Below are 22,182 nucleotides of genomic sequence, written 5' to 3' on the forward strand. Positions count from 1 at the left end.
ACGGCACAGCGGCGCTTCCGCGACGCCCCTGGTAATCTTATGCCGACTCAGGACTTCCACACCGTTGGCAGGGCGATGACGGCAAACAGGAACATCGCGCCGTAAAAGCCCATCGACGAGATCGCCACCAGCGGTTCGATGGCCGCATTGCCGCCGAGCAGGAAGAACAACCCGACCAAAAGGCCGATGCCGCTGACCGCCGTCAGCCAGAAATGGATCCTGGCCAGCATCTTGTCCCGGGCCGCCGGAAACAGATGATAAAAGAAGGCAAACACCGCCGACATCAGCCAGCCTGCCACCATGGTGTGGGCGTGGACCGGCATCTGGCTGTGGTCCTGGCTGATCGACATGTGCAACCCGAGCGCCATGCCGCACAGCGCGTAGACAATGGCGAGCGTGAAGAAATTCCGTGCTACCCCTTGCATTGTGTTCTCCTGATGCCTTTTCCCCCCGCAGGGAATGGGTTGATCTCCGGCCCAAGCAGAGCCGTCGTGCGGTGCATGTGCACCGGCCGTGTTTCCACCGCATGCCGCGCGGCAAGGCCGCATGGGTTCGGTGCGGTTACATTTGGACGAAAATGCTGATGAACGGCCGTTCGCCTCCCCGACGGCCTGGCCTATGACAAGCGCCGTCCTCCCGACAGCGGATTGCAATCTAGCACGGGTCTGCTTGTCCCAGCCTTATCCCTTGGCCATGTCGCGCAGCCGGAACTTCTGGATCTTGCCGGTCGAGGTCTTGGGGATCTCGGCGAAGATCACCGCCTTGGGCACCTTGAAGCGGGCGAGCAGGCTGCGGCAATGCGCGATGATCTCGGCCTCCGTCGCCTGCTTGCCGGGCTTGAGTTCGACATAGGCTATGGGCACTTCGCCCCATTTGTCGTCGGCCCGCGCCACCACCCCGCACGAAGCGACTGCCGGGTGCTTGTAGAGCGCATCCTCGACCTCGATCGACGAGATGTTTTCGCCGCCCGAAATGATGATGTCCTTGGAGCGGTCCTTGATCTGGATGTAGCCGTCAGGATGCATCACGCCGAGATCGCCGGAATGGAACCAGCCGCCGGCAAAGGCCTCGTCGGTCGCCTTTTTGTTCTTGAGATAGCCCTTCATGACGATGTTGCCGCGGAACATCACCTCGCCGATGGTCTCGCCGTCTTCAGGCGTCTTTTCCATCGTTTCTGGATCCAGCACGGTCAGGTCCTCGAGCGCGGCATAGCGCACACCCTGCCTGGCCTTCTTGGCCGTGCGCGGTCCCTTGTCCAATCCGTCCCATTCGTCGTGCCATTCGTTGACGACGGCCGGTCCATAGGTCTCGGTCAGGCCATAGAGATGGGTGACGGCAAAGCCGGCATCGGCCATGCCCGACAGCACCGCCTCTGGCGGCGGGGCGGCGGCGGTGTTGAAGGTGACCAGCTGCGGAAACGCGCGCTTGTCCTCGTCGCGGGCATTGATCAGCATCGACATGACGATTGGCGCGCCGCACAGATGGGTCACGCCATGATCGGTGATGGCGTCGTACATCTGCCTGGCACGTACCCAGCGCAGGCAGACATGGGTGCCGGCCTGCACGGCGAGCGTCCACGGAAAACACCAGCCGTTGCAGTGGAACATCGGCAGCGTCCAGAGATAGACGCAGTGCTTGGCCATGCCGGCATGGATGGTGTTGGTGTAGGCCATCAGCGCTGCACCACGGTGGTGATAGACAACGCCCTTGGGATTGCCTGTCGTGCCTGAGGTGTAGTTGAGCGAGATCGCATCCCATTCGTCGTCGGGCATCGACCAGGCGAAGGCCCCGTCGCCGGAAGCGACGAAGGTCTCGTAGTCGAGGCTGCCCACGCGCTCGCCCTTGGGGTAGGGGGCGTCCTCGGGATAACAGGGATCGTCATAGTCGATGACGACTGGTTTGACGGTCGCGAGCGCCAGCGCCTCCTTGACCACGCCGGAGAATTCCCGGTCGACGATCAGCAGCCTGGTTTCGGCATGGTCGAGCTGGAAGGCGATGATCGCCGCATCGAGCCGGGTGTTGAGCGAGTGCAGCACCGCCTTGGTCATCGGCACGGCGAAATGCGCTTCCAGCATCGGCGGGGTGTTGGACAGCATCACCGTCACCGTGTCGCCCTTGCCGATGCCGTGCTTTGCCAGGGCCGAGGCAAGCTTCAGCGAGCGTTGCCACCATTGGCTGTAGCTCGTGCGCTGATCGCCATGGATGATGGCGACATGGTCGGGAAAGGTCTTGGCCGCGCGCTCGAGAAAACTCAGCGGCGTCAGCGGTTGGTGGTTGGCGGCATTCTTGTCGAGATGTTCCTCATATGCTTTGGCCATCGGTTCCTCCCTACAGCGCCGCGCGTCCCTTGGGGGCCACGCGTGGCCATCCTCACATGAAGTCGACCACCCCGTCATAAAGCAGCTTCAGCGCCACGATTGCCACCGTCGCGTAGGTGAAGGGGTAGAAGATTTCCGGCCGCATCCGCCTGACCAGCCAGGCGCCGGCGAGTGTTGCCAGCGGCGCCAGCGGCATCAGCGCCAGTGAGGCGGTCAGGTTGGCGGTATCGAACTGGCCAAGCGCGAAATAGGGCACCAGCTTGATGGCGTTGGTCACGGCAAAGAAGATGACGCTGGTGCCGGTCAGCACCTTCGGATCCATCCTGAGCGGCAAGGTGTAGACCTGGAATGGCGGGCCGCCGACATGGGCGACGAAGCTGGTGAAGCCGGCGATCGAGCCCCAGAAGGCGCCGGCGATGCCGTTCGGCTCGGCCTTGTGGTCGGCGCCATGGCGCAGGCTGGTGTAGACCCAGCGCGCCACGAAGGCGAAGGCGATGGCGCCGACGATGAAGCGCACGTCGTCGGCCGTCACCAGCGATGCCGTCAGCCAGCCCACTCCGATGCCGATGATCGAGCCGGGCAGCATCTGCCACAGGATCGTGCGGTCAAAGACGCCGCGCCAGGTCCATAGCGATACCACGTCCATCAGGATCAGGATGGGCAGCAGGATCGCCGCGGCCTGCACCGGCGAGATCACCAGTGCCATCAGCGGTACGCCGACGAAGCCGACAGCGCCGCCGAAACCGCCCTTGGACAGGCCGACGAGAATCACGGCAGGAACTGCCGCTGCATAAAACCAAGGGTCGAGAAGAAGTGCGGTCATGAAGAGCCTCTCGAATCCGCAATATCGGGATGACGGGCGGTTGGCGAGTGCTCGCCCCATGTTTTCATATGCTTGGGCTTTCCGGCCTGTCCTGTTCAACGGCGGCACTTTGTTCTATGCCCCAATGCAAACATGATCGCCTTGCATAGGCGTCAAGCACCCGGATCGAACGAACATGAACCCAACCACGCCACCCAATCGCTGCCGCATCGTGCTGATCGCACCGCCCACCGTGTCACCTGCCGATGTCGAGGCGGCACTCTTAGGTGGCGACGTCGCGTCGCTGATCCTGCCGGGTGAGGGCGTCGATGAAGCCTCGTTCCAGAGCTTTGCCGAAAAGGTCGCGGCTGCCGCGCGCGCGGCCGGTGTCGCCGTTGTCATTGCTGGCGACACCCGTGTTGCCGGTCGTGTCCATGCCGACGGCATCCATGTCGAGGGCAAGAAGGCCGAACTGGCCGAGGCGGTCGAGACCTATCAGGAACGCATGATGGTCGGCGTCGGCGGTGCCAAGACGCGTGACGATGCGCTTGAACTCGGCGAGGAGCGGCCCGACTACATCTTCTTTGGCCGCTTCGGCTACGACAACAAGCCCGAACCGCATTCGCGCAACCTCTCGCTCGGCCAGTGGTGGAGCGAGATGATCGAAATCCCCTGCATCGTCATGGCCGGTTCCGACATCGCCTCGGTGGAAGTCGTGGCGGCAACTGGCGTCGAATTCGTTGCCGTGTCGTCGGCGGTGTTTGGCGAAGGCATCGACCCGCGCGAGGCGGTGGCCCGCGCCAATGCGCTGCTCGACGAGACCGCGCCGCGCTTCGAGGGGTAATCATCGATGGACCGTTCGCGCCTTCTTGCCGCTTTGCTGTGCCTGGGCTTTGGGCTCGAGCCCGCGATCGCCGTCGAGGGCGCACCGGTCACGCCGTCGGACCAGGGGGCTGTTCCTTCGCTCGGCAAGTCGCTCGACCTGATCGACCCCAACCGGTTTGGACCAGCTCCGATGCCGCTCGATGCGGTGCCCAGCCCGGTTGTCGAACCTGTCCCGGTGCCGGCTGGATCGCCTGATCTCGGCGCCAACCCGGCGGCCAAGGCGTCCAACGGCATCGACCCCAACCGTTTCGGCGGCAAGCCGTCGGATGAGGCCTATGGCGCATTCCAGCGCGGCCTCTACAAGACAGCCTACAACCTCGCCATCACCCGCGCCGAAGCGGGCGATGCTGCCGCGCAGACGCTGGTGGCGGAAATCCTGTCGCGTGGGCTCGGTGTTGCGCGCAATGATGGCGCGGCGGCCAAGTGGTATGAGCGTGCTGCCGAACAAGGTGTTCCCGAAGCACAGTTCCAGTATGCGCTTCTGCTGCTCGACGGGCGTTACGTCACCCGTGACGACAAGGCTGCCAATGCGCTGATGCAGGCCGCGGCCGAGGCCGGCAACCGTTTTGCCCAGTTCAACTACGCCCAGATGCTGGTGCAGCGCGAACCGGGCGGCAAAGGCCTCGAAAAGGCGGTGCCTTACTACGAGCGGGCGGCGGCGACCGGACTGCCCGATGCGCAATACGCCATGGCCCAGGTTCTTGCCAATGGCGTCGGCGGTAAACTGCGCGACGACAAGCAGGCGCGCCTGCTGCTCGTCCGCGCCGCCAGGCAGAACTACGACTCGGCCCAGTTCGACCTCGGGCTGTGGATGGCCGACGGCCGCGGCGGCGACCGCGACATGAAATCCGCCTTCGGCTGGATGAAGCTTGCCGCCGACGGCGGCAATGTCGCGGCGCAGAACCGCCTCGCCAAATTCTACATGGGCGGCATCGGTGTCGATCCCGATCCGATCCTGGCCGGGGCGTGGTACATCAACGCCCGCCGCGCCGGGCTCAACGATCCCGAGATGGACGACTTCCTGCGCGGCCTGACCGATACCGAGATGAAGCAGGCGCTGGAGCGCGCCAATCGCATCCGCTGATGTCAGCCAAAATCGCGACTTCTCTTGCCTAAAAAGCCATTTTGTGGTCTTGGAGGCGCCGATAGCGCCCCTTCCGGCGCAAACCTCTCTTCCGGAATCCAATCATGGCCAAGATCAACGGCAACGAAATCCGTCCCGGCAACGTCATCGAGCATGACGGCGGCCTCTGGGTGGCGGTCAGGACCAATCACGTCAAGCCCGGCAAGGGTGGCGCCTACAACCAGGTCGAACTGAAGAACCTCATCAACGGCACCAAGCTCAACGAGCGTTTCCGCTCGGCTGAAACCGTCGAAAAGGTCCGCCTCGAGCAGAAGGACTTCTCGTTCCTCTACGAACAGGGCGATGCGCTGGTATTCATGGACACCGCCAGCTACGAGCAGCTGGAGCTGCTCAAGGATTTCGTCGGCGACCGCGCCGCGTTCCTTCAGGACGGCATGATGGTCACTGTCGAACTCTATGACGAGCGCCCGATCGGCATCGCGCTGCCCGACCAGGTGACGCTGACGATCACCGAAGCCGATCCGGTGGTGAAGGGCCAGACGGCTGCTTCGTCCTACAAGCCGGCAGTGCTGGAAAACGGCGTCCGCGTGCTGGTGCCGCCCTTCATCTCTTCGGGCGAACGCATCATCGTCGACACCAACGAGCTCACTTACGTCCGCCGCGCGGACTGAGCCCGAAAACAGAGAGTCCTAGATCATGGCGCGTTCAGCGATCCTAAATGTTATGGTGCAGGCCGCCATGAAGGCCGGCCGCTCGCTGGCGCGCGACTTCGGCGAAGTGCAGAACCTGCAGGTCTCGCTGAAGGGCCCGGGCGACTATGTCAGCCAGGCCGACCGCAAGGCCGAAGACATCCTGTTCGCCGAGTTGTCGAAGGCGCGTGCGGGTTATGGCTTCCTGATGGAAGAGCGTGGCGTTGTCGCCGGCGAGGACGACCAGCATCGCTGGATCGTCGATCCGCTCGACGGCACCACCAACTTCCTGCACGGCATTCCGGTGTTTTCGATCTCGATCGCGCTGGAGCGTCAGGGCCAGATCGTCGCTGCGGTCATCTACAACCCGGCGATGGACGAGCTCTACACCGCCGAGCGCGGTGGCGGCGCCTTCCTCAATGATCGCCGCCTGCGCGTCTCCGGCCGCACCAAGCTTGTGGATGCCGTCATCGGCTGCGGCGTGCCGCATCTTGGCCGTGGTCACCACGGCAACTTCCTGCTCGAACTGCGCAACGTCATGGGCGAAGTGGCGGGTATCCGCCGTCTCGGCTCGGCCGCGCTCGATCTCGCTTACGTCGCTGCCGGGCGCATGGACGGGTTCTGGGAAACCGCGCTGTCGCCGTGGGACGTCGCCGCGGGCATTCTTCTGGTGCGCGAAGCCGGCGGTTTCGTCTCCGACGACAAGGGCGGCCAGGACATGCTCGCCGGCGGCTCGATCGTCGCCGGCAACGAGACCATCCACCGTGCGCTGATCAAGACGCTGAAGCGGCCTGTTACGCCGCGCTGATCCGCCGCGTCACCGGCTTCTTGCCTTCGTTCCCTGCGCTCGCCCATATTAGAGCCCGCGCAGGGACGGACCATGACGGACAATCACCGCAAGCCTGACACTGCCGTGCCCTTCGTCGGGCGCTACAGCCATTCGCGTGCCGAACTGATCGCCGACGGCGTCGTCCACGCGATCGGCATCGTGCTGGCCGTTGCCGCCGGCTCGGCGCTGCTGGCGATCTCCGCTTTCTATACGTCCATCGGCGAATATCTTGCCGCAGTGGCCTTCATTGCCGCGCTGCTCACGGTTCTTTCGGTATCGTGTGCCTATAATTTGTGGCCAATCTCGCCGGCCAAGTGGGTGCTGCGCCGCTTCGACCATGCCGGCATTTACCTTCTGATCGCCGCCACCTACACGCCGTTTCTTGCCCAGCTTGAAGATCGCGTCACCGCAAGCTGGATGGCCGGCATCGTCTGGTCGGCGGCGGCAGCCGGCATGGCGATCAAGCTGTTCCTGCCCGGCCGGCTCGACCGGCTGGCGATCGTCTTTTACCTCGCCATGGGCTGGAGCGGCGTCGTCATCCTGCAACCACTGGTCGCCACCTTGCCGACAGCCACGCTGTGGCTGCTGTTTGCCGGCGGCATGGTCTATTCCTGTGGTGTGATCTTCTATTCCTGGCAGCGGCTGCGCTTCCAAAGTGCCGTCTGGCACGGCTTCGTCATCACAGGCGCGGGCTTGCACTTGGCCGCGATGATCGACCTTCTGGTGGTGGCCCGGCTCTGACCGCGAGCTGTTGCCGAGGTGAGCGTGCGCAAGCGTCTTTCATTTTCGTCACATTTCCGCTTACAGTCGTAGTCCACTAACACGTCGCGCCGAAACTCTTGAAAAGCTCGGCGCGGAGACTTCAAAGTGATGGAGCGGCCCAGGCGCGTCCGAATGGATAGGCGGGGCTCCAATCGCAGGAACCGGAACCGGGGCGCCGATGGCATTGTTGAAATCTCTCGGGGTGGGCAAAGGCTCCGATGTGCTGAGCTACGATCCGCACCGCCTGTCCTCTCCGCAGGTGTTCCTGCTGACGATGATCATCTTCCTGGCGATCGTCGCCTTCATCGCGGCGATCCTGACGCGGCAGATCTCCAGCGCCTTCGTCACCAATCCCGGGCTCAATGGCCTGATCATCGGAGTGCTCGTCGTCGGCATCGGGCTCGCCTTCGCCCAGGTCGGACGCCTGTTCCGCGAAGTGCGCTGGGTCAACTCCTTCCGCGCCGGCACCGAGGCGACCAACCCGGTGCTGCTTGCGCCGATGAAGGCGATGCTCGGACGCTCGTCGGCGATGGCGTTTTCGACCAGTTCGATGCGGACCATGCTCGATTCCATCGCCACTCGCCTCGATGAAAGCCGCGATGTTTCGCGCTATCTCGTCGGCCTTTTGGTTTTTCTCGGCCTGCTCGGCACGTTCTGGGGTCTGCTCGGCACCATCGGCTCGATCGGCGAGACCATCCAGTCGCTCGACCCCGGCTCGGGCGACGCCTCCGCGGTGCTCGAATCGCTGAAGGCCGGCCTCGCTGCGCCGTTGCAAGGCATGGGCACGGCGTTCTCGTCGTCGCTGTTCGGCCTTTCCGGCTCGCTGGTGCTCGGTTTCCTCGACCTCCAGGCCGGCCGCGCCCAGACGCGTTTTTATACCGAGCTGGAAAACTGGCTTTCGACCGTCACTGACCTGTCGTCCGACATCGTCGTTGCCGACGCCAAGAACGGCTCCTCCGATGAAATCCGCGTGCTCTCCGAGCGCTTGCGCAACATGCAGGAGCAGGGCGGCTCCAACCCGCGCGTCGCCGCTGCCATGGCCAATCTCGCCGACGGCATCTCTGGCCTCGTCAAGAACATGCGCAGCGAACAACAGATCATGCGCGACTGGGTCGAGGCGCAGTCGGATGAACAAAAAGCGATGCGTAACACGCTCGAAAAGATCGCCGACGCCCTGAAGAAGGAAGGGGTGCACTAAGGTGGCATTGGCGCGCGGGCGGCGCGGCGACCGCCGCATCGACTATTGGCCGGGCTTTGTCGACGCTTTGTCGACGCTGCTTTTGGCCATCATGTTCCTGCTATCCGTCTTCGTGCTGGCGCAGTTCCTGCTCAGCCGCGAAATCTCGGGCAAGGACGAGGTGCTCACCCGGCTCAATTCGCAGATCAACGAGCTGACCCAGTTGCTGGCGCTCGAAAAATCCAGCTCGCAGGACACCGAAGATGCGCTGGCCAATCTGCAGGCGTCGCTGTCGGCTGCCGAAAGCGAAAAGAGCCGGCTCGAACAGCTGCTGTCGCAAGGGGCAGGCGCCGGCGCCGAGGCCACCGCGCGCATCGGCTCGCTATCCGGCGAGCTCGAAAGCGAACGCCAGGTCAGCCAGCGCGCGCTCAGCCAGGTCGAGTTGCTCAACCAGCAGATATCGGCGCTGCGCCGGCAGATCGGCGCTCTCGAAGAGGCGCTCAACGCGTCCGAGCAGCGCGACAAGGACTCCAACACCAAGATCGCCGATCTCGGGCGTCGCCTGAACGTCGCGCTCGCCCAACGTGTGCAGGAGCTCAACCGTTACCGCTCGGATTTCTTCGGCCGCCTGCGCGAGATCCTGTCCGACCGCGAAAACATCCGCATCGTCGGCGACCGTTTCGTGTTCCAGTCGGAAGTGCTGTTTCCGACCGGCTCCGAGCAGATCAACGAGGCGGGCCGCGGCGAGATGAAGAAGCTCGCCGACGCCATCATCGAGCTGCAGAAGGAGATCCCGCCGGAGATCAACTGGGTGTTGCGCGTCGACGGCCACACCGACAACATTCCGCTGTCGGGCACCGGCCGCTACCGCGACAACTGGGAGCTTTCCTCGGCGCGCTCGACCTCGGTGGTCAAGTTCCTGATCGAAAACGGCGTCCCCGCCAATCGTTTGGTCGCCGCCGGCTTCGGCGAGTTCCAGCCACTCGACGAGAGCGGCACCGACGACGCCCGCTCCAAGAACCGCCGCATCGAGCTCAAGCTCACCGAACGCTAAAGCCGGATTCGGAAAACATCGGATCTGGTTCCAGGCGAGTTCCGTCTCAAGATTTCGTGTGCCAGAAATCTGCCCCATCTGGGGCGGGCATGCGGCACTGGCGGGCCGAATGTGGCGGCCAGGATTATCTTTTCTTAATTAGGCTTCGGCCGGCCGCGAGCCTAGTTTTTGCAGGCAGTCCGGAAGCCGCCGGCGATGACCTCCCACCGCGACGCGACGGTTTCAGACGGCCTGCATTTGACGGGACGTCCTGTTGCGTCCCGCAAGCTCGGGAGTGGCAAAAATGCGCTCTATGGCATTCAAGGCGGCGCTTGCCGCAATCTTAGTCTCAACCCCTCTGGCGACGGCTTTCGCCAAGGAGCACCACGGAACGATGCGCGAGTTCTCGTTCCAGAGCAGCCCAAGTGGCGGCGATACGCCGGAACTCTCCGGCTCCTTCCTACGGCTATGCGCCTGGTGGCCAGCTTCGTGCGGTCCTTAACGATCTCCAGGGGGACGATGCCCGCATTGCAAGCGATCGCCAGGCCAGGCTGATCACGCCGGCCGAGGCGCGCAGTCTTCGCGGCGAAGAGGCGATGATCCGCAGGACGGCGGCGCGCGATTCTGCCAGGGACGGCGGCATGATTCCTGCGGGTGAGTACAGCCAGCTGATGGCCCAGGTCAGCAATCTCAGCCAGCAGATCAACCACGACGCAGCTCTTCACTAGAAGACGCCGAGACCGTTCGCCCCCGGATCGCTTGCCGGGGGCGGACGGGTCAGGGCTACAAGCCAAACCAGAGTGCCGCCAGCGCCAGTGCCGCCGGCACGGTCTGGATGTAGAGGATCTTGCGGCTGACGGTCGCTGCGCCATAGAGCCCGGCGATCGCCACGCAAAGCAGGAAGAACACCTTGACCTGGAAACCTGCCTCGCCCAGCCACAGGCCCCAGATCAGGCCGGCGGCGAGGAAGCCGTTGTAGAGCCCCTGGTTGGCGGCGAGCGTCTTTGACGCCGTGGCGAAATCCGGCTTGAGGCCGAAAGCCTTGTGGCCGCGTGGCGTGTCCCACAGCACCATTTCGAGATAGACGATGTAGAGATGGATCAGGGCGACGAGCCCGACCAATATGTTCGCGACCATAGCCGTCCCCTTCGACCTCAGTTGGGCGACTTGAGCATGTCGGCTGCCGCTCCGGCAAGTGGTGGACCAGCCGAACGGTCTTGCGAATGCGCGCGCTTTGGTATCCTCTCGCCGCGATTTTGAGACAGAGGAGCCACCATGTCCTTCGCAAGACTCGACGAACTCGGCCGCAAGCTTGAAGCGCTGGAACACGCGCTCGCCATCCTTGGCGCCGACGAAGCCACCCACATGGCGGTCGGCGGCGGCGCCAAGCGCGCCGAAGCACTTTCGGCACTCGCCGGCATGCATCACCGCCAGGCAACCGCGCCTGAAATCGCCGACTGGATCGCTGCAGCCGAGACGGAGGCGCTCAACGACGAGCAGGCCGTGGCGCTGCGCGAGTTCCGCCGCCAGTACACCAACATGACGTGCCTGCCGTCGGAGTTCGTCGAGCGCCAGACCTCGGCGCGTCTGCGCTGCGAGCAATTGTGGCGCGACCTCAGGGCCAAGAACGACTGGGCCGGCTTCCAGCCAGCACTTGAGGGCATCGTCGCCATTGCGCGCGAGGAGGCGGCACTTCGTTCGGAAGCGCTCGGCCTCGATCCTTACGATGCACTGATGGAGCAATACGATCCCGGCAACCGCACCGCCGACATCACCCCTGTCTTCACCGACCTCAAGGCGTTCCTCAAGGATTTCGTCCCGGAGGCGCTTGCCGTGCAGCAGCAGCGCCTGGCGAAAAATCCGAAGCGGCCGCTGTCCGGTGTCTATGCCATCGAGCGCCAGCGCGAGCTGGGCCTGGCGATGATGGGGGCTGTGGGCTTCGACCTGACGCGTGGCAGCCTGTCGGTGTCGCATCACCCGTTCTGCGGCGGCGTGCCGTCAGACGTGCGCATCACCACGCGCTACAAGACCTCAGACTTCCTGTCGGCGCTGATGGGCGTCTTGCACGAGACCGGCCACGCGCTCTACGAGCAGAACCTGCCCGAGGCCTGGTCGCACTGGCCGCTCGGCAAGGCGCGCGGCATGGCCGTGCATGAGAGCCAGAGCCTGTTCGTCGAAAAGCAGCTCGGCCGCAACCCCGCCTTCTGGCAATGGGCTCTGCCGCTGGTCGAGCAGCATCTCGGCGAACGCTGGTCGATGGACGAGATCCTGCCGCATGTGCACCATGTCGAGCGCGGCCTGATCCGTGTCGACGCCGACGAGGTCACCTATCCGCTGCATGTCATCCTGCGCTACGAGCTCGAACAGGAGCTGATCTCGGGCCGCCTGTCGGTCGCCGATCTGCCCGAGGCGTGGGACGCCAGGATGCGCGACTATCTCGGCCTGTCGACCATCGACAATCCGGCCGACGGCCCGATGCAGGACGTGCACTGGCCAAGTGCCGCCTTCGGCTATTTCCCGTCCTACACGCTCGGCGCGATGATGGCGGCGCAGCAATGGGCGGCGCTGATCAAGGAACATCCTTCGGTCGACGACGAGATCGCGCGCGGTCATTTCGAGACGGTCAACAACTGGCGCCGCGACAAGATCTGGTCGCAGGCGTCGCGCTGGTCGACGCCTGACCTGCTCGAACGCGCCACCGGCGAAAAGCTCAATGCGACGCATTTCACGGCGCATCTGAAGAAGCGCTACGGCGCGTAGCTGGCGACCTCTCCCGGCAAATCTGGGGGGAGTGACGGCCAACCGGCAAGGTACCGCATCAAGACTTGAGTTCCTCGCCCCCACAAAGTGGGGGAGAGGTGGCCGCGAAGCGGCCGGAGAGGGGGCTTTTCATCTTCCCCAGCGGAACCAATGCGCTCGGACTTTCCGCTTGATCTTGCCGGTCTTTGTCCGAAACTCGCGGCGACACCAAAAGACCTTGGGAGGGGCAGTTGGCGGAGCGGGCGGATGCGATTGTCGTCGGCGGCGGACTGGCCGGCCTGGTTGCGGCGGCCGAGCTTGCCGACAAGGGCAAGCGGGTCATCATCGTCGAGCAGGAGGGCGAGAACTCGTTTGGTGGCCAGGCCTTCTGGTCGCTTGGCGGGCTGTTTTTCGTCGATAGCCCCGAGCAGCGGCGCATGCGCATCAAGGACAGCCGTGATCTCGCGCTGCAGGACTGGCTGGGTTCGGCGCAGTTCGATCGGCCGGAGGATTTCTGGCCGCGCCAAGTGGCCGAGGCGTTCATCGATTTTTCCGCCGGCGAGATGCGGCCTTGGCTTCATGCCCAGGGCATGCGCTGGTTTCCCGTCGTCGGCTGGGCCGAGCGCGGCGGCGCTTTGGCACATGGGCACGGCAATTCCGTGCCGCGTTTCCATGTCACCTGGGGCACTGGTCCCGGCGTGCTCGAACCTTTTGTGCGCCGCATCCGCGACCACGCGGCGGCCGGCCGCATCACGCTGAAATTCCGTCATCAGGCCAGCCGCCTGATCAAGTCCAACGGTGCCGTGTCGGGTGTCGCAGGCGAAATCCTCGAGCCGTCCACCGTCGGGCGCGGGCAGCAATCGGGCCGCAAGGTTACGGGCGATTTCGAGTTTCACGCAGATGCGGTCATCGTCACCTCGGGTGGCATCGGCGGCAATCATGAGCTGGTCCGGAAAGCCTGGCCGGTCGACAGGCTGGGGCCGGCGCCGAAGAAGATGGTCGCCGGCGTGCCGCATCATGTCGACGGTCGCATGGTCGCGATCACGCAAGCCGCTGGTGGTGCGGTGATCAATGGCGACCGCATGTGGCACTACACCGAGGGCCTGACCAACTGGAACCCGATCTGGCCCAACCACGGCATCCGCATCCTGCCCGGGCCGTCGTCGCTATGGTTCGACGCGCTGGGCGAGCGGCTGGAGGCGCCGTTCCTGCCCGGCTTCGACACGCTCGGCACGCTCCGGCGCATCCTGTCGGGCGGCCACGAATACTCCTGGTTCGTGCTGACCCAGAAGATCATCAAGAAGGAATTCGCGCTGTCCGGTTCCGAGCAGAATCCGGACCTGACCTCGAAACGCTGGATCGAGGTGCTGAAGAGCCGCCGCGCCAAGGGCGCGCCGCCATCGGTCGAAGCCTTCAAGCAGCATGGCGAGGATTTTGTCGTCCGCGACAATCTCCGCGACCTGGTCGCGGGCATGAACGCGCTCGCCGGCAACGACCTCATCGACCACGACCGGCTGCACGCGCAGATCGCGGCGCGCGACCGCGAGATCGACAACCCGTATTCCAAGGACGCCCAGATCACCGCCATCCATGGCGCGCGCCGCTATCTCGGCGACCGGCTGGTGCGCACCGCCAAGCCACACAAGATCCTCGACCCCGGCAACGGCCCGCTGATCGCCGTCCGCCTCAACGTGCTCACCCGCAAGACGCTTGGCGGGCTGCACACCAATCTGGATGGCCAGGTGCTGGGTGCGGACGGTGAGATCATCCCCCGGCCTCTATGCGGCGGGCGAGGTCGCCGGCTTCGGCGGCGGTGGTTATCACGGCTACAACGCGCTCGAAGGCACCTTCCTCGGCGGCTGCATTTTCTCTGGCCGCAACGCCGGCCGGCACGCGGCGCGCTAAGCCAACCAATCCGGCCGCTTGATCGACACCACGCGCACAGTCTCGTTCCCAGGTCTCAGCGAGACGCTCAAGGCAGACGCCGATGCCGGTGCGGCGCAGGTCTTCGTCGAGGTGGGTTATCGCGCCGAGATGGGTCGCGTCGCCGTCGAACCCTATGCCGGCTTGGCCTATGTCAGGATCGCGACCGAGGGTTTTGCCGAAACTGGTGGAGCGGCAGCGCTCACCAGCGACAGCACCAGCTTCGACAGCACCACCTCGACGCTCGGGTTGCACGCGGCGACGGACTTCAACCTCGGCGAGGCCAAGGCAACCTTGCGCGGCGGCCTCGGCTGGCGGCATGCCTATGGCGATGTCGAGCCGTCGTCGCTGGTTTCCTTCGCCGGCGGCGACAGCTTCACCGTCCATGGCGCCCCGATCGCCCGCGATGCGTTGCTGCTCGCAGCCGGGTTCGACGTCGCGATTTCGCCCAGGACAAGTATTGGCATGGCCTACACCGGCCAGATCGGCAACAGCGCGCGTGACCACGGAGCGAGGGCAACGTTGGCGGTGAAGTTCTGAGCCATGGCGCCCGCCGAAGCGGCACGGAGCCAACCTGTCAAATCTTCGATTTTGGAACTACACCCAAAAATGGCGCGGGCTGAAATCTTCCCAACCATGGTGTTGTCGTTTAGGTGTGGCTCATTCATTTATGGGCCTGCCTGAGGGATAAAGCTCCCCTCCCGACGGCAGGTGGGGAGCAAACAGTGCCTGCCATCTTTTCCAGAACGCGCGCTCTGTCGGGCGTGTCATTCGTTGTTCTGTGCGGTTTGCTCCAGCCCGCCTGGGCCGATCCAGTGATTCTCCTCGATGGCCAGGACATCACCACGGACATCGGCTTCGATCCATTCCAGGAATTCACAGTCGGTGCTGGTGCCACCGGTACCTATTCCGGCAGGATCTACGAAATCGGCGAAGTCGGCTACATCAGGAAGACCGGCGGCGGCACGCTCGTCGTCACCAATGGCAGCAACAGCTTCAGCTCCGGCGCCATCATCAGCGCCGGCGCTATCCGTGTCACCGGCGGCTCGGTGCTCGGCATGGGAACCATCACGCTCGACGGCGGCACGCTGCAGTCGGGCGCAGCGGCGCTTCAGCTGATCAACCACACCATCCAGTTCACGTCGGCCGGCGGGGCGATCGATACCGGCAGCTTCGATCTGACGACCGAGGCCCAGATGATCGACGGCGATGTGCCGCTCGGCACCTTCACCAAGCTCGGCAGCGGTGCGCTGATCCTTACCAACCCGTACGGCTTCAGCAACTATGCCACGGCGACCAACCTCGCCGAGGGCAGGATTGTCGCCGGCTACGGCAACGTTTTCAGCACCAACAGCAGCTACACGGTGGCCAGCGGCGCTTCGCTCGTGCTCGACGGCTATCACCAGGCGATCGGCTCGCTTGCGGGTGCCGGCGCTGTCGATCTCGGCAGCGCTACACTGACGACCGGCAACGACAACAAGAGCACCACCTTCTCGGGTGTCATCTCGGGCGCCGGCAAGCTGGTCAAGACGGGCAGCGGCACCCAGGCGCTTACGGGCACCAATCTCTATTCCGGCGGCACTATAGTCGAAGCCGGCACGCTGATTGTCGGCGTCGGCGGCGCGGGCTCGATCCACAGCTGGGTCGAAGTCAAGTCGGGCGCCCGGCTCGGCGGCAGCGGCACCATCGGCGGTGACGTCACCGTGGCTGCCGGCGCCACCCATGGTGCGGGCAACTCGGTCGGCACCCAGACGATCAACGGCAACTACGCCAACCACGGCACCCTCGAGGTCGAGGCGACTCCGTCAGGCGCCGACAGGCTCAACGTCAACGGCACCGTCGACATCTCGGGTGCAACGCTCAACCTGGTGCTTTCGCCGTCGACGATGGGCGCCTGGCTGCCGGTCAACGGCCCCTTCACGCTGATCGCCAATGACGGCGGCGACGCCGTTACAGGCGCATTCGCGTCCGTCGGCAACCTCAACAACCTGCTCTTCCTCGACCATCTGCTCGACTATGCCGGTGGCGACGGTAACGACGTCACGCTGACGCTCAATCGCAACAACGTCACGCTGGGCAGCATCGCCGAGGCGCCCAATCAGGCGGCGACGGCCGGCGCTGTCGCCAGCTTGCCGAATTCCAATCCCGTCGCCGCCGCCTTCCTGATGTCGACCGACGAAGACGAAGCGCGCGATGCGCTCGAGCAGCTTGCCGGCGATGTGCATGCTTCGGTCAGCGGTGGCTCGACGCAAACGAGCCAGTTCCTCGGCGAGTTCGCCAATGACCGTGTCCGCTCGGCCTTCGGCGATGTCGCAGCACCCGACCTGCCTGTGATGGGTTATGGCGAAGGCGGGCTTGAACTGGTCGCGGCGGACGCCGACCGCTTCGTCGTCTGGGGCCAGGCGCTCGGCAACTGGGGTTCGTCCGACGGCGATGGCAATTCGGGCGGCTTCGAGCATGCGAGCGGTGGCCTTGTTGCCGGTGGCGACACCATGGTCGGCGACGGCTGGCGTCTTGGCCTGCTTGGCGGCTACAGCCGCACCAGCTTCGATGCCGATGACGGCGCTGCCTCAGGCGACAGCGACAACTTCCATGTCGGCGTCTATGGCGGCCGCCATTTCGGTGCCGTCGCGCTGCGCGCCGGTGCGTCCTACACCAGACACGCGATCGACACGAGCCGCACGGTCTCGTTCCCGGGTCTCACCGAGACGCTGAAGGCCAGCTACGATGCCGGCACGGCGCAGGTCTTTGTCGAGGCAGGTTATCGCGCCGAGATGGGCCGTGTCGCCTTCGAACCCTTTGCCGGCCTGGCCTATGTCTCGACCTCGACGGACGGCTTCACTGAATCAGGCGGTTCGGCGGCGCTGACCAGCACTGACAAGAGCTTTGACAGCACGACGACGACACTTGGCCTGCGCGCTGCCACCGACTTCAATGTCGGCGACAGCAAGGCGACGGTGCGCGGCGGCCTTGGCTGGCGCCATGCCTTCGGCGATGTCACGCCCAGCTCGACAGTGGCCTTCGCCGGCGGCGGTGACAGCTTCACCGTCCATGGCGCGCCGATCGCCCGCGACGCGTTGTTGATCGAAGCCGGCCTCGATTTCGCCATCGCGCCCAAGGCCAATCTCGGCCTGAGCTACACCGGTCAGGTCGCCAGCGGCGCCCGTGATCACGGCGTCAAGGCAAGCCTCGGCGTCAAGTTCTAAGGGGCAAGAACGGTGCAAGCGTCCGCTGCTCCCATTTGCCTTCGCTGGCTTAGTTTCACTTTCTTGCGCGAGTCATCGTGCAGCACTCGCGAGTCCAGTTGGCGGTTATGTCAGTTGTCAAAAGTTGAGTGTTCCATCTCTAATATTCTGTATTGCTGTAAAAGCTTCGCTGCTTTAAGCAAAAGCTATTGTTAAGTTTTGGGTGGGGATTGGGGTCCCCGCGCAATGCCTTTGCCCGGTTTGGGCGCGCATACCAAGTGGTGGGGATATCATGCATTTTTTTGACCGCAGCTCTGCTGCGCGGACTCGTTTTGACGTTTCTCTCTCGACCAATCCATCATCCAGACAAGTAACCAGCGGGAGCAGGCGCCGAACCATCCTGCGGTCTGGAAGCGCGCTAGCCGTGGTTGCTGTCGTAGCTTCGCTGGGAACGGTCGAACCGGTTGCCGCGCAGCAGGTGTGGAACGGCGGTGGCAACAACTGGGACTCGACGGCGACCAACTGGACCAACGGCGGGTTGCCCGGAATATGGGCCGGGGGTGGAGCGCTCTTCAACGGGGGACCCTATACAGTTGGCGTCGCGGGCGATCAGGCTGTCACCGGTATTGAATTCCAAACGAGCGGCTACAAACTGCTCGGTGGTGCGCTTGTCCTGAGCCAGAATCCGCCAGTAGGCGGTGGGGACGCCGTTACGCTAGTCCAAATTCAGAGCGGGATTTCAGCCGAGATCGGATCGATGCTCAAGAGCGGCGCCACCGACAGCGGGCTCGGTGTCATCGGAGGGGGAACACTTACGCTATCTGGAATGAACACCTACACCGGATTGACATACATCGGTGCCACCACAACTCTTGCCCTGGCAGGCCAGGGGCGCGTCAACGCCTCTAGCGGTGTCGAAGTGATCGGTACCTTCGACGTGTCGGCCGCAGCTTCGGCGCAGGTCAAGAACCTGACCGGTTCAGGATCAGTGCTGCTTGGCAACGCCGGACTGTCGATCACAGCGGCAAACGGAACGTTCTCCGGCACGATGAGCGGGGGCGGGTTGAACGTTTCCGGCACCAAGCTTGTCCTGACAGGTGCCAACACCTTGACCAGTGCCGGCATTAGCGGTGGTGCGACGCTTCAGATTGGCGACGGTGGAACAACCGGCTCCGCTGGTGGGTCGCTGACCAACTATGGCACGGTCATCTTCAATCGTTCCGACGACGTGACGATCGCCGGCAACGTCACTGGTCCTGGCGCTTTCGCGCATGTCGGCGGCGGCAAGCTGGTCCTGACCGGCAACAACAGCGGCGCGGCCACCGTGCTGATTTCGAACGGCGGCACGCTGCAGTTCGGCGATGACAATGCGAGCGGCTGGGTTGCCAGCAGCTCCGGTGGCACGATCACGATCGATGCCGGTAGCGAACTAATCTCCAAGATGTCGAACAACCAACGCTGGAGCGGCAAGCTTGCTGGCGCGGGCGATTTCTTCAAGCAGGGATCGGGGACCATAACGCTGGGCGGCGACAGTTCCGCATTTGCCGGCGAAACCTTCGTGAATGCCGGCATGCTGAATGTCGGCTACAAGGGCATTGGCACGCTGGCCGGACCTGTCACCGTTGACGCCGGCGCGCGGTTCGGCGGCAGCGGCACGGTTGTTGGCAATGTGACAATTGCCGCTGGTGCGACGCACCGGGTTGGCGACACGGTGCCGGTTACTCCTGTGGCGGGGCTTGTCCAGACCCAGACGATCACCGGCAACTACGTCAACCACGGCATCCTCGAGATCGAGGCGACGCCGACGACTGCCGACAGGCTCACGGTCAACGGCACGGTCGACATCGCCAATGCGACGCTCAATCTGTCGCTGACGCCCAACGACCCGAGCCCCGGCCGGCGGCTGGGACCCGCTCAACGGGCCGTTTACGATTATCGCCAATGACGGTAGCGACGCCGTCACCGGCACGTTCTCGTCCGTGGGCAATCTCAACAACCTGCTCTTTCTCAACCACCTCATCAGCTACACCGGCGGCGACGGCAACGATGTCACGCTGGCGCTGAGCCGCAACGACCTTTCGGTCGAAGAGGTCGCTCAGTCGTCGAACCAGTCGGCCGTCGGCGGCGCCGTCGATAGCCTGCCAAGCGGCAATCCGGTGCGCTCGGCGCTGCTGATGTCGACCGACGAAGACGAAGCGCGCGATGCGCTCGAGCAGCTTGCCGGCGATGTGCATGCTTCGGTCAGCGGCGGCTCGACGCAAACGAGCCAGTTCCTCGGCGAGTTCGCCAATGACCGTGTTCGCTCGGCCTTCGGCGATGTCGCCGCACCTGACCTGCCTGTCATGGGTTATGGCGAAGGTGGTCTCGAACTGGTCGCCGCCGACAGCGACCGCTTCGTCGTCTGGGGCCAGGCGCTCGGCAACTGGGGTTCGTTCGACGGCGACGGCAATTCGGGCGGCTTCAAGCATTCGAGCGGTGGCCTTGTCGCCGGCGGCGATACCATCGTCGGCGATGGCTGGCGTCTTGGCCTGCTTGGCGGCTACAGCCGCACCAGCTTCGATGCCGATGATGGTGCTGCCTCAGGCGACAGCGACAACTTCCATGTCGGTGTCTATGGCGGCCGCCATTTCGGTGCCGTCGCGCTGCGCGCCGGTGCGTCCTACACCAGACACGCGATCGACACGAGCCGCACGGTCTCATTCCCGGGTCTCACCGAGACGCTGAAGGCCGACTACGATGCCGGCACGGCGCAGGTCTTTGTCGAGGCAGGTTATCGCGCCGAGATGGGCCGTGTCGCCTTCGAGCCCTTTGCCGGCCTGGCTTATGTCTCGACCTCGACCGACGGCTTCACTGAATCAGGTGGCTCGGCGGCACTGACCAGCACTGACAAGAGCTTCGATAGCACGACGACGACACTTGGCCTGCGTGCTGCCACCGACTTCAATGTCGGCGACAGCAAGGCGACGGTGCGCGGCGGCCTTGGCTGGCGCCATGCCTTCGGCGATGTCACGCCCAGCTCGACAGTGGCCTTCGCCGGCGGCGGTGACAGCTTCACCGTCCATGGCGCGCCGATCGCCCGCGACGCGTTGTTGATCGAAGCCGGCCTCGATTTCGCCATCGCGCCCAAGGCCAATCTCGGCCTGAGCTATACCGGCCAGCTCGCCAACGGCGCCCGTGACCACGGCGTCAAGGCAAGCCTCGGCGTCAAGTTCTAGGCCCGGCATAACCAGGCGGGCATTGCAGCCCGCCTGGCAGCCCGTCTCGTTCAGACCCGTCTCGTTCAGAATTGTCTTTGGTATCAGGCGCTTGCGGCGGCGATTGACGATGCCGGTTATTTTGCCGAATGTCGGCGCTCGGTTTTTATAGTCACTCTCGCCGCGAGTTGCTTCGATGAATGCTCCCATTGCTCAGTACCGCACGTTGCCGCTGCCCGACTACCAGGAAAAGCCGGTCGAGGAGATGCGTGCCGGGGCGCAGTCGTTCTACGACGAGATCCGTACGCGTCACACGGTGCGCGATTTCTCGACGCGGCCGGTGCCGCGCGACATCATCGAAACCTGCATCATGGCGGCCGGTACGGCACCCAATGGCGCCAACCACCAGCCCTGGCACTTCGCCGTCATCGGCGACGCCGACATCAAGCGCCAGATCCGCGAGGCGGCCGAGATCGAGGAGCGCGCCTTTTATGAGGGTCGCGCCGGCGAGGAGTGGCTCAAGGCGCTGGCGCCGCTTGGCACCGATGCCTCCAAGCCGTTTCTCGAAGACGCGCCGTGGCTGATCTGCATTTTCGGCGAGCGCAAGAGCCGCTCGGCCGACGGTGTGTCGCGCAAGAACTACTACGTGCCCGAATCGGTCAGCATTGCCACCGGTTTCCTGATCGCCGCACTGCACCGCGCCGGCCTGGCGACGCTGACCCATACGCCGAACCCGATGAGCTTCCTCAACGAGATCTGCGGCCGCGACCCGCACGACAAGCCCTACATCCTGATGGTCGTCGGCTACCCCAAGGAAGACGCCACCATCCCCGTGCACGCCACCGAAAAGCGCCCGCTGTCGGAGATCGCGACCTTTCTTTGAGGTGAGGCTGTGAGGCGAGGGGCTAGTCACCCTCGCCGGCGAAGGGATTGACGATCCGCAGGCGACCGTCGACCACCCTGCCGTGCTGCATGTCCTCTGACCACACAATGGTGCAGTTGGCCCGTAGTGCGGTGGCGACCACAAGCGCGTCATAGAACGACAGGCGGTTCTGTTCTGCCAGTCTCAAGGCTTCAGCGTGGGTGTCCGCATCCAGCGGCAGCACGCGCGGGCAAAGTGTGCGGATGATCGCAACGGCGTCGCCGACCTCTGACCAACTCATGCCCAGCTTTCGATGCGCCACATTGGCGAACTCGTTGAGCCCCTGGACGCTGATGCTGCAGCCCTTGGCCAGCAATTGTTCAGCCACTTGGCTGCGCGGATCGCTGGTGAAGGCGTAGACGAGGATGTTGGTGTCGAGCAGTTCGTCGACAGCTGCCATTACCGGACGTTCGCGTCTTCGCGGTCGAACGTCCAGCCGGCGGGCAGGGGCTTGCGCAAGCCACGGATGCGTTCCAGTGCGCGCTCGCGGCTTCTGTCGAGAGCAATGTCGAAGGCGCGTTCGCCGGCAACCCTGATATCGATCTCGTCGCCTTCCTTGAGGTCAAGCGCCTCGACGACCTGGGCGGGCAACCTGATGGCGAGACTGTTGCCCCATTTCGAAACCTGCATGCCAGCCTCC

20 protein-coding genes and 1 pseudogene are annotated in these 22,182 nt (G+C 64.3%); 15 read left to right on the top strand and 6 right to left on the bottom strand.

Translation table 11 applies throughout. From position 1 onward, the window contains the following. Positions 1-47: 47 nt before the first annotated feature. The 3 genes from ACHMW7_RS07075 to ACHMW7_RS07085 all read right to left on the bottom strand — a co-directional run bounded on the left by ACHMW7_RS07075 (position 48) and on the right by ACHMW7_RS07085 (position 3,141). Complete coding sequence (locus ACHMW7_RS07075; protein WP_395449592.1) at positions 48-425, bottom strand: hypothetical protein; 378 nt, start codon at positions 423-425, stop codon at positions 48-50. Between the two features lie 255 nt (positions 426-680). Next, positions 681-2,318 carry an acyl-CoA synthetase gene (locus ACHMW7_RS07080; protein WP_395449593.1) on the bottom strand — a complete coding sequence of 546 codons (1,638 nt, stop codon included), beginning with the start codon at positions 2,316-2,318 and terminating at the stop codon, positions 681-683. Positions 2,319-2,370: 52 nt separating this feature from the next. Then, on the bottom strand, positions 2,371-3,141 hold the full coding sequence (locus ACHMW7_RS07085) for a sulfite exporter TauE/SafE family protein (RefSeq protein WP_395449594.1): 771 nt from the start codon (positions 3,139-3,141) through the stop codon (positions 2,371-2,373). Positions 3,142-3,316: 175 nt separating this feature from the next. Here ACHMW7_RS07085 and ACHMW7_RS07090 point away from each other — a divergent pair, with 175 nt between their 5' ends. The 8 genes from ACHMW7_RS07090 (at position 3,317) to ACHMW7_RS07125 (ending at position 10,307) form a co-directional block, all read left to right on the top strand. Further along, complete coding sequence (locus ACHMW7_RS07090) at positions 3,317-3,964, top strand: thiamine phosphate synthase (protein WP_395449595.1); 648 nt, start codon at positions 3,317-3,319, stop codon at positions 3,962-3,964. Positions 3,965-3,970: 6 nt separating this feature from the next. After that, entirely contained in the window at positions 3,971-5,089 is a 1,119-nt protein-coding gene (locus ACHMW7_RS07095) for a tetratricopeptide repeat protein (protein WP_395449596.1), read from the top strand. A 104-nt stretch (positions 5,090-5,193) separates the two neighbouring features. After that, positions 5,194-5,760, top strand: coding sequence for an elongation factor P (efp, locus tag ACHMW7_RS07100; protein ID WP_184767932.1), 567 nt, complete (start codon positions 5,194-5,196; stop codon positions 5,758-5,760). Between the two features lie 25 nt (positions 5,761-5,785). Continuing rightward, positions 5,786-6,586: an inositol monophosphatase family protein gene (locus ACHMW7_RS07105; protein WP_395449597.1), complete on the top strand. Its 801-nt coding sequence runs from the start codon at positions 5,786-5,788 to the stop codon at positions 6,584-6,586. A 72-nt stretch (positions 6,587-6,658) separates the two neighbouring features. After that, entirely contained in the window at positions 6,659-7,348 is a 690-nt protein-coding gene (locus ACHMW7_RS07110; protein WP_395449598.1) for a hemolysin III family protein, read from the top strand. Between the two features lie 199 nt (positions 7,349-7,547). Next, complete coding sequence (locus tag ACHMW7_RS07115) at positions 7,548-8,567, top strand: MotA/TolQ/ExbB proton channel family protein (protein WP_395449599.1); 1,020 nt, start codon at positions 7,548-7,550, stop codon at positions 8,565-8,567. Position 8,568: 1 nt separating this feature from the next. Continuing rightward, complete coding sequence (locus tag ACHMW7_RS07120; RefSeq protein WP_395449600.1) at positions 8,569-9,600, top strand: peptidoglycan -binding protein; 1,032 nt, start codon at positions 8,569-8,571, stop codon at positions 9,598-9,600. Positions 9,601-10,004: 404 nt separating this feature from the next. Further along, the gene (locus ACHMW7_RS07125) at positions 10,005-10,307 is read left to right on the top strand and encodes a hypothetical protein (protein ID WP_395449601.1); all 303 of its coding nucleotides are present in this window, start codon (positions 10,005-10,007) and stop codon (positions 10,305-10,307) included. A 55-nt stretch (positions 10,308-10,362) separates the two neighbouring features. On the opposite strand, the gene ACHMW7_RS07130 is transcribed toward ACHMW7_RS07125, so the two are convergent. Further along, complete coding sequence (locus tag ACHMW7_RS07130) at positions 10,363-10,716, bottom strand: DUF1304 domain-containing protein (RefSeq protein ID WP_395449602.1); 354 nt, start codon at positions 10,714-10,716, stop codon at positions 10,363-10,365. A gap of 138 nt (positions 10,717-10,854) precedes the next feature. Between ACHMW7_RS07130 and ACHMW7_RS07135 the strand changes: the two genes are divergently transcribed. The 7 genes and pseudogenes from ACHMW7_RS07135 to ACHMW7_RS07165 all read left to right on the top strand — a co-directional run bounded on the left by ACHMW7_RS07135 (position 10,855) and on the right by ACHMW7_RS07165 (position 21,503). After that, complete coding sequence (locus ACHMW7_RS07135; protein WP_395449603.1) at positions 10,855-12,339, top strand: carboxypeptidase M32; 1,485 nt, start codon at positions 10,855-10,857, stop codon at positions 12,337-12,339. Between the two features lie 230 nt (positions 12,340-12,569). Next, positions 12,570-14,223 (top strand): annotated as a pseudogene (locus tag ACHMW7_RS07140) (FAD-binding dehydrogenase). A gap of 18 nt (positions 14,224-14,241) precedes the next feature. Beyond that, complete coding sequence (locus ACHMW7_RS07145; protein ID WP_395449604.1) at positions 14,242-14,781, top strand: autotransporter outer membrane beta-barrel domain-containing protein; 540 nt, start codon at positions 14,242-14,244, stop codon at positions 14,779-14,781. A gap of 275 nt (positions 14,782-15,056) precedes the next feature. Continuing rightward, a complete protein-coding gene (locus ACHMW7_RS07150; RefSeq protein ID WP_395449605.1) occupies positions 15,057-17,447 on the top strand; it encodes an autotransporter domain-containing protein in 2,391 nt (796 codons plus the stop codon). Between the two features lie 403 nt (positions 17,448-17,850). Continuing rightward, positions 17,851-19,371, top strand: a complete 1,521-nt coding sequence (locus ACHMW7_RS07155) for an autotransporter-associated beta strand repeat-containing protein (protein WP_395449606.1) — start codon at positions 17,851-17,853, stop codon at positions 19,369-19,371. A 34-nt stretch (positions 19,372-19,405) separates the two neighbouring features. Beyond that, on the top strand, positions 19,406-20,641 hold the full coding sequence (locus tag ACHMW7_RS07160; RefSeq protein ID WP_395449607.1) for an autotransporter outer membrane beta-barrel domain-containing protein: 1,236 nt from the start codon (positions 19,406-19,408) through the stop codon (positions 20,639-20,641). A gap of 175 nt (positions 20,642-20,816) precedes the next feature. After that, positions 20,817-21,503 carry a nitroreductase family protein gene (locus ACHMW7_RS07165; RefSeq protein ID WP_395449608.1) on the top strand — a complete coding sequence of 229 codons (687 nt, stop codon included), beginning with the start codon at positions 20,817-20,819 and terminating at the stop codon, positions 21,501-21,503. Positions 21,504-21,525: 22 nt separating this feature from the next. Here the strand turns inward: ACHMW7_RS07165 and ACHMW7_RS07170 are convergent, their stop codons facing one another. After that, positions 21,526-21,942 carry a PIN domain-containing protein gene (locus tag ACHMW7_RS07170; protein WP_395449609.1) on the bottom strand — a complete coding sequence of 139 codons (417 nt, stop codon included), beginning with the start codon at positions 21,940-21,942 and terminating at the stop codon, positions 21,526-21,528. After that, complete coding sequence (locus ACHMW7_RS07175) at positions 21,942-22,172, bottom strand: AbrB/MazE/SpoVT family DNA-binding domain-containing protein (RefSeq protein WP_395449610.1); 231 nt, start codon at positions 22,170-22,172, stop codon at positions 21,942-21,944. Before ACHMW7_RS07175 ends, ACHMW7_RS07170 begins: the two co-directional genes overlap by 1 nt. Positions 22,173-22,182 lie beyond the last annotated feature (10 nt).

The sequence above is a fragment of the Aminobacter sp. UC22_36 genome, from assembly GCF_044056035.1.
Classification (GTDB): Bacteria; Pseudomonadota; Alphaproteobacteria; order Rhizobiales; family Rhizobiaceae; genus Aminobacter.